General features: G+C 61.4%; 15 protein-coding genes. 11 read left to right on the forward strand and 4 right to left on the reverse strand.

What is annotated here, in order from left to right:
• Positions 1–426 precede the first annotated feature (426 nt).
• Positions 427–606 (reverse strand): hypothetical protein, encoded by a 180-nt coding sequence (locus tag ACYZUM_RS02815; RefSeq protein ID WP_142579987.1) that lies wholly within the window; start codon positions 604–606, stop codon positions 427–429.
• Between ACYZUM_RS02815 and pcaR the strand changes: the two genes are divergently transcribed.
• The 11 genes from pcaR (at position 595) to pcaC (ending at position 11,675) form a co-directional block, all read left to right on the forward strand.
• Positions 595–1,437 carry a pca regulon transcriptional regulator PcaR gene (gene pcaR, locus ACYZUM_RS02820; protein ID WP_041070522.1) on the forward strand — a complete coding sequence of 281 codons (843 nt, stop codon included), beginning with the start codon at positions 595–597 and terminating at the stop codon, positions 1,435–1,437. The two genes, ACYZUM_RS02815 and pcaR, sit on opposite strands and share 12 nt — an antisense overlap.
• A 294-nt stretch (positions 1,438–1,731) precedes the next feature.
• Complete coding sequence (gene pcaK / locus ACYZUM_RS02825; protein ID WP_086792080.1) at positions 1,732–3,078, forward strand: 4-hydroxybenzoate transporter PcaK; 1,347 nt, start codon at positions 1,732–1,734, stop codon at positions 3,076–3,078.
• Between the two features lie 263 nt (positions 3,079–3,341).
• A complete protein-coding gene (locus ACYZUM_RS02830; RefSeq protein WP_041070518.1) occupies positions 3,342–4,199 on the forward strand; it encodes a CoA transferase subunit A in 858 nt (285 codons plus the stop codon).
• Positions 4,199–4,978, forward strand: a complete 780-nt coding sequence (locus ACYZUM_RS02835) for a CoA-transferase subunit beta (protein WP_095667332.1) — start codon at positions 4,199–4,201, stop codon at positions 4,976–4,978. The genes ACYZUM_RS02830 and ACYZUM_RS02835 overlap by 1 nt, the downstream gene beginning before the upstream one ends.
• A complete protein-coding gene (gene pcaF, locus ACYZUM_RS02840; protein ID WP_473061231.1) occupies positions 4,975–6,180 on the forward strand; it encodes a 3-oxoadipyl-CoA thiolase in 1,206 nt (401 codons plus the stop codon). The genes ACYZUM_RS02835 and pcaF overlap by 4 nt, the downstream gene beginning before the upstream one ends.
• A gap of 37 nt (positions 6,181–6,217) precedes the next feature.
• A complete protein-coding gene (gene pcaH, locus ACYZUM_RS02845; protein ID WP_041070512.1) occupies positions 6,218–6,922 on the forward strand; it encodes a protocatechuate 3,4-dioxygenase subunit beta in 705 nt (234 codons plus the stop codon).
• A 1-nt stretch (position 6,923) separates the two neighbouring features.
• Positions 6,924–7,490, forward strand: coding sequence for a protocatechuate 3,4-dioxygenase subunit alpha (pcaG, locus tag ACYZUM_RS02850; RefSeq protein WP_047292153.1), 567 nt, complete (start codon positions 6,924–6,926; stop codon positions 7,488–7,490).
• Positions 7,491–7,761: 271 nt separating this feature from the next.
• Positions 7,762–9,057, forward strand: a complete 1,296-nt coding sequence (locus tag ACYZUM_RS02855; protein ID WP_041070509.1) for an MFS family transporter — start codon at positions 7,762–7,764, stop codon at positions 9,055–9,057.
• A gap of 46 nt (positions 9,058–9,103) precedes the next feature.
• Positions 9,104–10,468: a 3-carboxy-cis,cis-muconate cycloisomerase gene (locus ACYZUM_RS02860; RefSeq protein ID WP_108181904.1), complete on the forward strand. Its 1,365-nt coding sequence runs from the start codon at positions 9,104–9,106 to the stop codon at positions 10,466–10,468.
• Positions 10,469–10,480: 12 nt separating this feature from the next.
• On the forward strand, positions 10,481–11,272 hold the full coding sequence (gene pcaD, locus ACYZUM_RS02865) for a 3-oxoadipate enol-lactonase (RefSeq protein ID WP_108181905.1): 792 nt from the start codon (positions 10,481–10,483) through the stop codon (positions 11,270–11,272).
• Positions 11,273–11,282: 10 nt separating this feature from the next.
• Positions 11,283–11,675: a 4-carboxymuconolactone decarboxylase gene (gene pcaC / locus ACYZUM_RS02870; RefSeq protein ID WP_108181906.1), complete on the forward strand. Its 393-nt coding sequence runs from the start codon at positions 11,283–11,285 to the stop codon at positions 11,673–11,675.
• Between the two features lie 92 nt (positions 11,676–11,767).
• Here pcaC and ACYZUM_RS02875 read toward each other — a convergent pair whose 3' ends face one another.
• The 3 genes from ACYZUM_RS02875 to ACYZUM_RS02885 are packed head-to-tail and all read right to left on the reverse strand — an operon-like array spanning position 11,768 to position 14,181.
• Positions 11,768–12,586, reverse strand: coding sequence for a methyltransferase domain-containing protein (locus tag ACYZUM_RS02875; protein WP_473061232.1), 819 nt, complete (start codon positions 12,584–12,586; stop codon positions 11,768–11,770).
• Positions 12,587–12,607: 21 nt separating this feature from the next.
• Complete coding sequence (locus ACYZUM_RS02880) at positions 12,608–12,964, reverse strand: DUF1641 domain-containing protein (protein WP_108181908.1); 357 nt, start codon at positions 12,962–12,964, stop codon at positions 12,608–12,610.
• 26 nt (positions 12,965–12,990) lie between these two features.
• Positions 12,991–14,181, reverse strand: coding sequence for an NAD(P)/FAD-dependent oxidoreductase (locus ACYZUM_RS02885; protein WP_108181909.1), 1,191 nt, complete (start codon positions 14,179–14,181; stop codon positions 12,991–12,993).
• Between the last annotated feature and the right edge of the window lie 167 nt (positions 14,182–14,348).

Below are 14,348 nucleotides of genomic sequence, written 5' to 3' on the forward strand. Positions count from 1 at the left end.
ATTGAGCGCGTCCACCGAAAGGTCATGCCCGTAAAGGCATTGGAGTTATCGGCAGGGCGGTCAAGACTTCCATGTTGCAGGCGGCTACGACACCAGATTAAAACTGACGCAGCATCAGTTGCCTGTTTCAGCGGGCGCTGTCGTTGCATGAGTCATGCGCGTCAGCGCTGGCCGGAGCTGTCGGCGATTGGCATCGCTTCGGCAGGTGGCGGCTTCGGTGAATAAAACCGGCCCCACTGAGAGGCATTATAGCGGTCGATTCGGGATTGACTATCTTTGCCAAATTAAAAACGGTTCCGGATGTGTGATTGTTTTTGTGACTGACAATTTTTATCGCTAGTTGAAATCCGCTGAAACCTTTATGCGCTCAGTGTTGTGTTTCTGACGCCATTAAGTCGAACAACTAACGCACGATGGAAAGTTGGATTAACCCGCTCCATGGTCGATCAGGCAAACCATGAAGAGCCTGTGCCGCGGATTGCGATAATCGGTCGACGGTTCGATAATCGCCCAATCTTGGCGTCCCGGTCCTTGTGCATTTGCCGGCGAGCCGCTTGTATAGCCATTGATCCGCGCCGCAAAAAAGGACAAGAAATGAACGATCAAATGCGCAACTCCTTCACCTCCGTGGCGCCGCCGATCGTCGCGTCGCCAGCCAAGCGTATCCAGGCGCTTACCGGCGATCCGGATTTCATGACCTCGCTGGCCCGTGGCCTGGCAGTGGTGCAGGCGTTCCAGGAGCGCAAGCGGCACCTGACCATCGCCCAGATCAGCCATCGCACGGAAATTCCCCGCGCCGCCGTGCGCCGTTGTCTGCACACCTTGATCAAACTGGGTTACGCCACCACCGATGGCCGCACGTACTCGTTGTTGCCCAAAGTGTTGACCCTCGGCCACGCATATCTGTCGTCGACGCCGTTGGCGGTCTCGGCCCAGCCGTACCTCGACCGCATGAGCGAGCAACTGCACGAAGCCTGCAACATGGCCACGCTCGAAGGTGACGACATTCTGTACATCGCCCGTTCAGCGACCACACAACGCCTGATTTCGGTGGATTTGTCAGTGGGTGGACGCCTGCCAGCCTACTGCACATCCATGGGCCGCATCCTGTTGGCGGCACTGGACGACACCTCGCTGCGCGAATACCTCGACCATGCCGAACTGGTGGCCAAGACCAGCCGCACCCTGCATACCCCGGAAAGTCTGCTCGCATGCCTGCAGGAAGTGCGGCAACAGGGCTGGTGCATCGTCGATCAGGAGCTGGAGCAGGGCCTGCGCTCGATTGCGGTGCCGGTCTACGATGCATCGGGCCAAGTGGTGGCCGCGCTCAACGTCAGTACCCACGCCGGCCGCGTCAGCCGCACCGAGCTGGAACAACGCTTCCTGCCGGGCCTGCTCAGCGCCAGCCGCGACCTCAGCGCACAACTGTTCGCCTGATGAAGCTGTTCGATAAACGCACAGTGTTGCGTTTATCGAATTGACGCTAAAACCCTCGGATCATTAATGTCGCGGCAGCGTCATCCGGCGCCGATATGAATGAACCTGCCGGATTGTCGACTCCCATAATAATGACAAGAGGCAACTCACCATGCGCATGCTCCCCGACTGTCTCAGCTCCGTTCCCTGTTGCCGGATTCACCGCAACGCCTGATCCCGACCTTCTATTCTTGTGACCGTGCCGCTCTCTGGCCGGCCGCCGTTCGACTGCGTTTTTTGCGTGGAATAAAAATAATGAACCAGCCTCAGTCCGCTGTAGGTAACTGCCTCGACGTGCAGACCTTCATCAATGCCCAACCGATCTCGCGCTATCAGTGGCGGGTGGTGATCCTGTGTTTCCTGATTGTGTTTCTCGATGGCCTCGACACAGCGGCGATGGGCTTTATTGCCCCTGCGCTGTCTCAGGATTGGGGCATCGACCGCGCCAGCCTCGGCCCGGTGATGAGTGCCGCGTTGATCGGCATGGTCTTTGGCGCTCTGGGTTCGGGCCCTCTGGCGGACCGTTTCGGGCGCAAAGTGGTACTGGTCGGCGCGGTGCTGCTGTTCGGCGCTTTCAGCCTGGCCTCGGCCTACAGCACCAACGTCGAGCAATTGCTGGTGCTACGTTTTCTGACCGGTCTCGGCCTGGGCGCCGGCATGCCCAACGCCACCACGCTGCTCTCGGAATACACCCCGGAGCGCAAAAAGTCATTGCTGGTGACCAGCATGTTCTGCGGCTTCAACCTCGGCATGGCCGGCGGCGGTTTCATCTCCGCCAAATTGATCCCGGCGTTCGGCTGGCACAGCCTGCTGCTGATCGGCGGGATCCTGCCGCTGATCCTCGCGGTGGTGCTGCTGTTCTGGCTGCCTGAGTCGGCGCGTTATCTGGTGGTGCGCAATCGCGGCACCGACAAAGTGCGCAAGACCCTGTCGCCAATCGATCCGGTCGCCGTGGCCCAAGCCTCGAGTTTCAGCGTTCCGGAGCAGAAAACCGTCAAGGCGCGCAACGTCTTCGCGGTGATTTTCTCCGGCACTTACAGTGTCGGCACTTTGTTGCTGTGGCTGACCTACTTCATGGGCCTGGTCATCGTCTATCTGCTGACCAGTTGGCTGCCGACCCTGATGCGTGACAGCGGCGCGAGCATGGAGCAGGCGGCGTTTATCGGCGCGCTGTTCCAGTTCGGCGGGGTGTTGAGCGCGGTCGCTGTCGGCTGGGCGATGGACCGCTTCAATCCGCACAAGGTCATCGGCACGTTCTACCTGCTGGCTGGGGTGTTTGCCTACGCGGTGGGGCAGAGCCTGGGCAATATCACATTGCTGGCGACCCTGGTGCTGGTGGCGGGGATGTGCGTCAACGGTGCGCAATCGGCGATGCCTTCGCTGGCTGCGCGGTTTTATCCGACGCAGGGACGCGCGACCGGAGTGTCGTGGATGCTCGGGATTGGCCGCTTTGGCGCGATTCTCGGGGCGTGGATGGGCGCGACGTTGCTGGGGCTGGGCTGGAACTTCGAACAGGTGCTGACGGCGTTGGTGATTCCGGCGGCGTTGGCGACCACGGCGGTGGTGATCAAAGGTGTGGTCAGTCATGCGGATGCGACCTGATATTTCGATGTAAAGCGAAAAGATCGCAGCCTTCGGCAGCTCCTACATGTGAACGCGTAACCCTGTAGGAGCTGCCGCAGGCTGCGATCTTTTGGCGGTCAACACGGAACGATAGGGTGATAACAATCCGTTCGATAAACGAACACTCAGTCGATTATCGGATTGTTTGGCGATTTTCAGCGGCTTAATCTGCAGTGACTCCGGCGCTGAACCTCGCGCCTTTTTCTCACTGGCGATTCACTACAAAAACGGGAGCCTGCTCCATGGCTGAGATCCTTTCGCTGCACGACGCGGTGAAGCAATTCGTCAACGACGGCGACACCGTCGCGCTCGAAGGCTTCACTCACCTGATCCCTACGGCGGCGGGTCATGAAATCATTCGTCAGGGCAAGAAAGATCTGACCCTGGTGCGGATGACGCCTGACCTGATCTACGACCAACTGATCGGTGCCGGTTGTGCACGCAAGCTGATCTTTTCCTGGGGCGGCAACCCCGGTGTGGGTTCGCTGCACCGCCTGCGCGATGCAGTCGAGAAGCAATGGCCGCATGCCCTGGAAATCGAAGAACACAGCCACGCCGACCTGGCCAACGCCTACGTTGCCGGCGCTTCCGGCTTGCCGTTCGCCGTGCTGCGGGCCTACGCCGGTTCCGACCTGCCGAAGGTCAATCCGCTGATCAAATCCGTGACCTGCCCGTTCACCGGTGAAGTGCTGGCCGCGGTGCCGTCGGTGCGTCCGGACGTGACCGTGATCCACGCGCAGAAAGCCGACCGCCAAGGCAACGTGCTGTTGTGGGGCATTCTCGGGGTGCAGAAAGAAGCCGCGCTGGCAGCCAAGCGCTGCATCGTCACGGTTGAAGAAATCGTCGACAACCTCAACGCGCCGATGAACGCCTGCGTGCTGCCAACCTGGGCCTTGAGCGCGGTCTGCCATGTACCCGGCGGCGCGCATCCGTCCTACGCCCATGGTTACACCGAACGCGACAATCGTTTCTATCAGGCGTGGGATCCGATCGCCCGTGACCGTGAGACGTTTACCGCGTGGATCAACGAATACATCCATGGCTGCGCTGACTTCAGCGCGTTCCAGGCCAAGTTGGCCGCTGCTTCGGAGGCCAAGTAATGACTTACACCACCAATGAAATGATGACCGTCGCTGCGGCCCGTCGCCTGAAGAACGGCTCGGTGTGCTTCGTCGGCATCGGCCTGCCGTCGAAAGCCGCCAACCTCGCGCGCCTGACGTCGTCGCCGGACGTGGTGCTGATCTATGAATCGGGCCCGATTGGCGCCAAGCCAAGCGTGCTGCCGCTGTCGATCGGTGATGGTGAACTGGCGGAAACCGCCGACACCGTCGTGCCGACCGGTGAGATTTTTCGCTACTGGCTGCAGGGCGGGCGCATCGACGTCGGTTTTCTCGGCGCCGCGCAGGTCGACCGTTTCGGCAACATCAACACCACCGTGGTCGGCGACTATCACGCACCGAAAGTACGCCTGCCGGGTGCCGGTGGCGCGCCGGAAATCGCCGGTTCGGCGAAGAGCGTGTTGATCATCCTCAAGCAGTCGGCGCGTTCGTTCGTCGACAAGCTCGATTTCATTACCTCGGTCGGTCACGGCGAGGGCGGCGATTCGCGCAAGCGTCTGGGCCTGCCGGGGGCCGGTCCGGTCGGGATCATCACCGACCTGTGCATCATGGAGCCGGAAGCGGGCACCCACGAATTCGTGGTCACCGCCCTGCATCCGGGCGTGACCCGTGAACAAGTGGTCGCCGCCACCGGTTGGGCCATTCGCTTTGCCGACAACGTGGAAACCACGGCGGCACCGACCGAGACCGAACTGACCGCGCTGCGCGATCTCGAAGCGCGCACCGCCGCCGCCCACGGCCAGGCACCGGGAGAAGCATGATGCGTGACGTGTATATCTGCGATGCGATTCGTACGCCCATCGGCCGCTTCGGCGGTGGACTGGCCGCCGTCCGTGCCGACGATTTGGCCGCTGTGCCGATCAAGGCGCTGATGGAACGCAATCCGTCGGTGGACTGGAATGCAATCGATGAAGTGTTCCTCGGCTGCGCCAACCAGGCCGGCGAAGACAACCGTAACGTGGCGCGCATGGCGCTGTTGCTGGCCGGTCTGCCGGAGAGCGTGCCGGGCGTGACCCTCAACCGTCTCTGTGCCTCGGGCATGGACGCGATTGGCACTGCGTTCCGCGCCATTGCCAGCGGCGAGATGGAGCTGGCGATTGCCGGCGGCGTCGAGTCGATGTCCCGTGCGCCGTTCGTGATGGGCAAGGCGGACGCAGCGTTCTCGCGCAACATGAAGCTGGAAGACACCACCATCGGCTGGCGTTTCATCAACCCGCTGATGAAAGCCCAGTACGGCGTCGATGCGATGCCGCAGACCGCCGACAACGTCGCCGACGACTATAAGGTGTCGCGCGCCGACCAGGACGCGTTCGCCCTGCGCAGTCAGCAACGCACGGCTGCTGCAGAATCGGCGGGCTACTTTGCCGAAGAAATCGTCGAAGTGCGGATCGCCCACAAGAAGGGCGAAACTGTGGTCAGCCAGGACGAACATCCGCGCGCCGACACCACGCTTGAAGCGTTGGCCAAATTGAAGCCGGTCAACGGCCCGGACAAGACGGTTACCGCTGGCAACGCGTCCGGCGTCAACGACGGTGCTGCTGCGCTGATTCTCGCGTCTGCCGAAGCGGTGAAGCAACACGGCCTGACCGCCCGCGCCAAAGTACTCGGGATGGCCAGCGCCGGAGTCGCACCTCGGGTGATGGGCATTGGCCCGGTACCAGCGGTGCGCAAACTGATCGAGCGCCTCGGCGTGGCGGTCAGCGATTTCGATGTGATCGAACTCAACGAAGCCTTCGCCAGCCAGGGCCTGGCGGTGCTGCGTGAATTGGGTCTGGCGGATGATGCGCCGCAGGTCAACCCGAACGGTGGCGCGATTGCCTTGGGCCATCCGTTGGGCATGAGCGGCGCGCGACTGGTGCTGACTGCGCTGCATCAGCTGGAAAAGACCGGCGGCAAGAAAGGTCTGGCGACCATGTGCGTCGGCGTCGGGCAGGGTCTGGCCCTGGCCATCGAACGCGTCTGACGCAGCGCGTCGACTGATAAGAACAGAGGAAAGCGAAATGACTGACAAGCCTGGCTACCGTCGTCCGCAGGAAGGCACCCAGCCTGAATATCTGCACCCGACGTATCAATCCACCAACCTGCGCTCGCCGTCCAAGCCGTTGGTGTTTCTGCCGCATTCGTTGTCGGAGATCACCGGCCCGACTATCGGTGCCGAACGTGTCGCCGACAAGGACAACGACCTGACCGCCCAACACGACGGCGAGCCGTTGGGCGAGCGCATCATCATTCACGGCCGTGTGCTCGACGAAAACGGTTTGCCGGTACCGGGGATTCTGGTGGAGATCTGGCAGGCCAACGCCGCCGGTCGCTACAACCACAAGCGCGACCTGCACGACGCGCCGCTGGACCCGAACTTCACCGGCACTGGCCGAACTGTGACCGATGCCGACGGTTGGTATCAGTTCCAGACCATCAAGCCCGGCGCCTATCCGTGGGGCAACCACCACAACGCGTGGCGTCCGGCGCACATCCATTTCTCGCTGTTCGGGCCGAGCATCCTCACCCGTCTGGTGACGCAGATGTACTTCCCCGGCGACCCGCTGCTGGCCTACGACCCGATCTACAACTGCGTGCCGGACACTTCGGCCAAGGAACGTCTGATCGCCGCTTTCGATCTGGAAAAAACCATTCCGTCCTACGCCCTCGGCTATCGCTGGGACATCGTCTTGCGCGGCCGCGACGCCACGCCGATGGAGAAATAAGATGACGCTGACTGCCACCACGTCCCACACCGTCGGGCCGTACTACCACATCGGCCTGACCTGGCTGAATCGCGAAAACCTCGCGGTCGAACAAACCCTCGGCGAGCGCGTGGCGATCACCGGCCAAGTCGTTGACGGCAACGGCGATGTGGTCAACGACGCGATGCTCGAAGTCTGGCAGGCCAACGCCGCAGGCAAGTACGCGCACCCGGAAGACGAGCAGGACAAACCGCTGGATCCGCACTTCGAAGGTTTTGGCCGGGTGCCGGTGGACGCCGAAGGGCGCTTCCGTTTCACCACGATCAAACCAGGCACGGTCGAGGGCCTGAAGGGCACGACCCAGGCGCCGCATCTGGTGGTGCTGGTGTTTGCCCGTGGCTTGGTCAAGCACTTGCTGACGCGCATCTACTTCGAAGGTGAGCCGGCGAACGTCAATGATCCGCTGCTCGAATGTGTGCCGGCCGAGCGACGCGCCACGTTGCTGGCGAAGCCGGATGCGGCGGGTGTGTATCAGTGGAATGTGATTTTGCAGGGCACTGAGGCGGAGACGGTGTTCTTCGATTATTGATCGCACCTCATTCCATTGGAGTGAGTTTGTGGTGAGGGGATTTATCCCCGATGGGCTGCGAGGCAGCCCCAAGACCGGAGTTCACGGTGAAACTGACACACCGCGTCTGCCGGATTTGCGAGTGCTGCGCACTCGATCGGGGATGAATCCCCTCGCCACAAAAGCCCTCTTTCAGAAGAGGGGCTGTGTAATGCCTAGTGGATGTATCTGTGGAACGGGACTGTTGCGAAGTGTGTCTAGACTCTCACCTGTCCCTTCAGAGTAAAAAACAATGACAACTACCACCGCTCATTACACCGGCGAGGAGCGCAGCAAGCGTATCTTTGCGATTGTCGGTGCCTCGTCCGGCAACCTGGTCGAATGGTTCGACTTCTACGTTTATGCCTTCTGCGCGATCTATTTCGCCCCGGCGTTTTTCCCCTCCGACAACCCGACGGTGCAACTGGTCAATACGGCCGGGGTGTTCGCTGCCGGGTTCTTGATGCGCCCGATTGGCGGCTGGATCTTCGGGCGGCTGGCGGACAAGAAGGGCCGCAAGACCTCGATGATGATTTCGGTGCTGATGATGTGCTTCGGCTCGTTGCTCATCGCCTGCCTGCCGACTTACGCCAGCATCGGCGTCTGGGCACCGCTGCTGTTGCTGTTCGCGCGTCTGCTGCAAGGCCTGTCGGTGGGTGGCGAGTACGGCACCACCGCGACCTACATGAGTGAAGTCGCGCTCAAGGGCCAGCGCGGCTTTTTCGCCTCGTTCCAGTACGTGACCCTGATCGGCGGCCAACTGCTGGCGGTGTCGTTGGTGGTGATCCTGCAACAGTTCCTCAGTGAAGATGAACTGCGTGCCTACGGCTGGCGGATTCCGTTTGTGGTCGGTGCGGTGGCGGCGGTAATTTCACTGTTCCTGCGTCGCTCCCTGAAAGAAACCACCAGCAAGGAAATGCGCGAGAACAAGGACGCCGGCAGCATCCGCGCGCTGTTCCGTGATCACAAAGCCGCGTTCATCACCGTGCTGGGTTACACCGCCGGTGGCTCGCTGATTTTCTACACCTTCACCACGTACATGCAGAAGTACCTGGTGAACACCGCCGGCATGCACGCCAAGACCGCCAGTTACATCATGACCGGCGCGCTGTTCCTGTATATGTGCATGCAGCCGCTGTTCGGCATGCTTGCCGACAAGATCGGCCGACGTAATTCGATGCTCTGGTTCGGCGCGCTCGGTACGTTGTTCACCGTGCCGATCCTGTTGAGCCTGAAAAGCATCAGCAGCCCGATTCTGGCTTTTGTGCTGATCACCGTGGCGCTGGCGATCGTCAGTTTCTACACCTCGATCAGCGGCCTGGTGAAAGCCGAAATGTTCCCGCCGGAAGTCCGCGCCCTTGGCGTCGGTCTGGCCTATGCGGTGGCGAATGCGATCTTCGGCGGTTCGGCCGAGTACGTGGCCCTGAGCCTGAAAGCCGGGGGCATGGAAAACGCGTTCTACTGGTACGTCACGGTGATGATGGCGGTGGCGTTCCTGTTCAGCCTGCGCCTGCCGAAACAGGCGGCGTACTTGCACCACGATCTGTAAACCGATGTGCGCGGGCCGCATTGGCCCGCGCCGGCAAGGACTGTTTATGACTCAGCGACCGGGCAATCAATTGTTCGATGCCTACTTCACGGCCCGCGACATGCGCGAGGTGTTCTGCGATCAGGGCCGGGTGCAGGCCATGCTCGATTTCGAAGCGGCGCTGGCCCGGGCCGAGGCGCGGGTCGGGGTGATTCCGGCGTCTGCCGTGGCGCCGATTGCCGCCGCTTGCAATGCCGGTCTGTATGACTTCGCGGCGCTGGGCGAGGCGATTGCCACGGCCGGCAACTCGGCGATTCCACTGGTCAAGGCGTTGGGCAAGCAGATCGCCGCGCGCAGCGCCGAGGCCGAGCGCTATGTGCATCTGGGCGCTACCAGTCAGGACGTGATGGATTCCGGGCTGGTCCTGCAATTGCGGCAGGCGCTGGAGCTGATTGAAAGCGATCTGGCAGCGCTCGCCGATTCGCTCTCCACCCAAGCCAAACGTCATGCGACGACGCCACTGGCCGGGCGCACCTGGCTGCAGCACGCCACGCCCGTGACCCTCGGGATGAAGATTGCCGGTTGGATCGGCGCGGTAACCCGCAGCCGTCAGCGTCTGCGCGAACTCAAGCCGCGGCTGCTGGTGCTGCAATTCGGCGGTGCTTCCGGCACCCTCGCGGCGCTCGGCGAGCAAGCGCTGCCGATCGCGCAGGCGCTGGCCGAAGAGCTGCAATTGGCCTTGCCTGAACAACCGTGGCACACCCAGCGTGATCGCATCGTTGAGTTCGGCGCGGTGCTTGGTTTGATCGCCGGCAGCCTCGGCAAATTGGGGCGCGACGTCAGTCTGTTGATGCAGACCGAAGCGGCGGAAGTGTTCGAGCCGTCGGCGCCGGGCAAGGGCGGTTCGTCGACCATGCCGCACAAGCGCAATCCGGTGGGTGCGGCGGTGTTGATCGGCGCAGCGACGCGGGTGCCGGGGCTGGTCTCGACGCTGTTCAGCGCCATGCCCCAGGAGCACGAACGCAGCCTCGGTCTGTGGCATGCCGAATGGGAAACCCTGCCGGAGATCTGCTGCCTGGTGTCCGGTGCGCTGCAACAGGCGCGCTTGCTGGCCGATGGTCTGGAGGTCGATGCCGAGCGCATGGCGCGCAATCTCCAATTGACCCAAGGGCTGGTGCTGGCCGAAGCGGTGAGCATCGTCCTCGCGCAGCGGGTCGGCCGCGACACTGCGCATCACCTGCTCGAACAATGTTGCAAACGCGCGGTGGCCGAACAGCGCCACCTGCGTGCGGTACTTGGCGACGAGCCGCAAGTGACCGCCGAACTGAGCAGCACCGAACTGGATCATCTGCTCGACCCCGCGCATTACCTCGGCCAGGCGCAAACCTGGGTCGAGCGCGCGGTGGCCGAACACAACGCATTGTCTGTCTGAAAGGAGAGGGCTGTGGCTTTCGTTCAACTCGCCGATGGCGAACTGCATTACGTTATTGAAGGCCCGGTCGATGCGCCGGTGCTGGTGCTGTCCAATTCGCTGGGCACCAACCTGCACATGTGGGACGCGCAGATGCCGGCGTTCACCGAGCACTTCAGGGTGCTGCGTTTCGACACCCGTGGTCACGGTCAATCCCTGGTGACGCCGGGGCCGTACAGCATCGAGCAATTGGGCCACGATGTGCTCGGCTTGCTCGATGCGCTGCACATCGAGCGCGCACATTTCTGCGGACTGTCGATGGGCGGGTTGATCGGTCAGTGGCTGGGGATCAATGCCGGCCACCGTCTGCACAAACTGATCGTGTGCAACACCGCGGCGAAGATTGGCGATCCGTCGGTGTGGAATCCACGCATTGACACCGTGCTGCGTGATGGCCCGGCGGCGATGGTCGCCCTGCGTGATGCGTCGATTGCCCGTTGGTTCACCCCGGACTTTTCCGCGGCCAATCCGGCTGCAGCGAAGAAGATCACCGACATGCTCGCGGCCACTTCGCCTGAAGGTTATGCGGCCAATTGCGCGGCGGTGCGCGACGCCGATTTCCGCGAGCAGCTGGCGTCGATCAACCTGCCGCTGCTGGTGATTGCCGGCACCGAAGATGCGGTGACGCCACCGTCTGGCGGGCATTTCATTCAAGAGCATGTGCGCGGCGCCGAGTACGCCGAGTTCCATGCCGCGCACCTGTCCAACGTGCAGGCCGGTGCCGCATTCAGTGATCGTGTGTTGGCGTTTCTGAACGCTCAGTGAGGAAGTTTTTGTGGACGAGAAACAACGTTATGACGATGGCATGCAAGTACGCCGTGCGGTGCTGGGCGATGCGCATGTCGATCGCAGCCTGACCACGCTGACCGAGTTCAACTCGGAATTTCAGGAGATGATCACCCGTCACGCCTGGGGCGACATCTGGACCCGCCCGGGCCTGCCGCGGCATACCCGCAGCCTGATCACCATCGCCATGCTGATCGGGATGAACCGCGAGGCCGAGCTGAAATTGCATCTGCGTGCGGCGGCCAACAACGGTGTGAGCCGGAGCGAGATCAAGGAAGTGATCATGCAGAGCGCGATTTATTGCGGGATTCCGGCGGCCAATGCGACGTTCCATCTGGCGGAGTCGGTGTGGGATGAGCTTGGGATTGAGTCTCGGAAATAAACATTAGAATCAAAAGATCGCAGCCTCCGGCAGCTCCTACAGGGGAGTGCATTCCAAAGTAGGAGCTGCCGCAGGCTGCGATCTGTTGATCTTCAAACCCTGGCCACAATGAAAATCCGCTTGAACGGAAACAGCGTCTGCCCGTTTTTCTCCGGCGGATAATACTCATGCACGCGCATCAGGAAGTGGTAGATAAACCGCGCCTGCTCCTGTGACGTCAGCGCCTGCATCACTGGCCGCAACGCCGAGACCTTGACCCAGTCGTACACCGGCGACTTGCCGTCTACCACTTGCAGTTGCTCGGTTTCCCAGATGTCCAGCGAAGTGGTCAGCGGCGCCAGCAAGCGATAGTAATCCTCCAATGCCAACAACGGCCGCGCGGCCATTCGCTGGCGCAATTGCGGTGTGCCGATGGGGGTGTGTCCCGGTCCGGCATCGTCGAGGGTGTCGAGCATCAGTCGATACCACAAGGCATCGCGCCAGTCCGGCATGTGTGCTGCCAGACAGCCACCGGGCTTGAGATGACCGAGCAGGCGCGGCAGCCGTTGTTGATGATCGCCAATGAAATGCAGCACCGCCGCCGCGAGCAGCAGGTCGGCGGGTTGCTCGGGGTGCCAGTCGAGCAAGTCGCACTCTTGCCATTGGGCGTTGATCGGCAGACTTCGGGTCTGATCCAGCATCTGCCGTGAGCTGTCGACGCCCAGCAACTGCGCTCGCGGCCAGCGCTCGGCCAGCAACTGCGTGGCAATGCCGGTGCCGCAGCCCAGGTCATAAATGTGTTTGGGGTCGTGCAGATCGATACGGTCGAGCAATTCGTTGACCGGGCGTTGCCTGAGACGGGAAAACTGCTGGTACGCCTTGGCGTCCCAGTGGGTGCAGGCGTTCCCTGCCGTTTCGAGTTTGGCGCTCATGAGGAGGTCCTCTCTGGCGGATTACAGTTGTCGTCCAATGACGTTGAGGGTTTTCAGGACAACGGCCACGCCTTTGCGTGTGTCCTCTTCATTCAGCAGTTTGAGCAACGCCAGAGTGCCCGGCGCCGCTGACTGTGCCGATACTTCGGCTTTGGCCATGCGCAGTGCATTACTGACTGTCCAGGTGGCGGCAGTGCCGCTCTCGAACAATTGCGCGAGTTTTTCCACCATGGCCGCGTCGAGCAGATCGGCGATATCGGAAACCAGGGAAAGCAGGTCGACAATATTCTCCAGGCGTCCGCCATCGATTAACGGCTGCAGTTTCGCCATCAGTGCAGTGAACCCGGGCGTGGCTGACATTTCCTCGGGCATGTTCATGAGCAATCACTCCTCCCTGTGCAGGGTCAAAGCATTCCCCGGGCCACCGCCCAGTAAAGACCGCGATTGAAGCCGTTTCTGAGCAGACCGCCCAATTTGGTCGGGGGTGTCGGCAATACATCGTGGGCGTAGTCGTACCAGAGTGGCATCCCGGCATTCAGGCCCATTTGGGCTACCGCCTGTACCCGACCGTCATATACCGAGTTGGGTGCGCCAAGACGGATCTGGGCCGTGATGTTGTTGGCGATCACCGGCGCCTGGTTATGACAGGCGCCGCCGGCCTTGCTGACCGGCAGGTCGACGGTGTCGCCGATCACGTAGACATTCTCCAGACCGTAGACCTGCAGCGTTTCGTGATTGGTCGGCAGCCATCCTTCATCATTGGCGGCTTGTGAGATGCCGCACTCGCGCACGACCTCGACGACCTGGATTGGCGGAGTAGCCATCAGGATGTCGAAGGGTTGCGCGTCGCCCTCGGCTGAGTGGGCGATTTTTGCATCAGGATCCACATGGCTCAGGGTGAAGCCGCGCTGAAATTGAATGTTTTTCTGGGCAAAAATGCTCGGCAGGATTTCACCGGTGGGACGCTGCAAGAACAGACAATTGCGCAATAGCTGGGCAACTGTCGGGTAGGTGTAGATGATTTCCACTTGCTCGCGAACGCCCCGGCGACGCAACAAATCATCCAGCATCAATGTCGTTTCCACGGGCGCGATTCCGCATTGGTGCGGGACGTTCGGTGTCTGCGGGAAGGACACGGTAATGAAAATCCGGCCTTTTTCGATGGTGTTCAGGCGTTGCGCCAGTTGCCGGGCAGGAAGGTATTGATAGAAGTGGTCGCCGGCTTCTTGCAGACCCTCGATACGTTCCGGCGCCGGCACGCAGCCGGTGGCGATCACCAGAAAATCATAGGCGAAGCGTTTGCCGGTTCGGGTGTGCAATTGCTGCCCGGAAAAGTCGAAACGGGTGACTTCTTCAACGTGGAAACTGATTTCCGGGCGCAACAGTGAGCGTTCCGGACGTTTGAGTTCCTCTTCGAAGAACTGGCTGAACGCCACATACATGAACGCAGGTTTGTAGTAATGATCGGGGGAACTGGACAGTAATGTGATCGAGACGTCGCCGCGTAGAACTTCCGGATACAGCTTGCCGACCAGTTGATTGGCCAGCATGGTTCCACCTACACCGCCACCGACGATAACTATTCGCTTGCTCATACCTGACCTCCGTGGCCAAGGCAGCTTCGCGTACAGCATCCGGAGATAACGGAAGAAAACTAAGGGCTCCTACAACTGGCTGGAGAATTTACACACCCTTTTGACTGTATCTGCGCCTCGACAAATCGCCAGTCCGGGCTGACCAGTGGTTGATGCCGGCGCCACTC

The sequence above is a fragment of the Pseudomonas sp. m6p genome (genome assembly GCF_055760375.1).